Origin of the sequence: Dankookia rubra (assembly GCF_004355005.1) — a bacterium.
GTDB classification, from domain to species: Bacteria; Pseudomonadota; Alphaproteobacteria; order Acetobacterales; family Acetobacteraceae; genus Paracraurococcus; species Paracraurococcus ruber_A.
Genome location: NZ_SMSJ01000395.1, coordinates 1 through 312 on the forward strand (window position 1 = coordinate 1; position 312 = coordinate 312).

The 312-nt window shown below is 56.1% G+C and carries 1 protein-coding gene; it reads left to right on the forward strand.

All coding sequences use genetic code 11. The features are described 5' to 3' along the window. Window positions 1-312, forward strand: a 312-nt coding sequence (gene gpJ, locus E2C06_RS37100; protein WP_193560552.1) for a TipJ family phage tail tip protein, incomplete at both ends; no start/stop codon positions are given.

Here is a 312-nt window from a genome sequence, read left to right on the forward strand (position 1 = left end):
GTTCAGATACAACGTAACGGTGGCTGGGTGACGGAAAAAGACATCACCATTAAGGGCAAAACCACCTCGCAGTATCTGGCCTCGGTGGTGATGGGTAACCTGCCGCCGCGCCCGTTTAATATCCGGATGCGCAGGATGACGCCGGACAGCACCACAGACCAGCTGCAGAACAAAACGCTCTGGTCGTCATACACTGAAATCATCGATGTGAAACAGTGCTACCCGAACACGGCACTGGTCGGCGTGCAGGTGGACTCGGAGCAGTTCGGCAGCCAGCAGGTGAGCCGTAATTATCATCTGCGCGGGCGTATT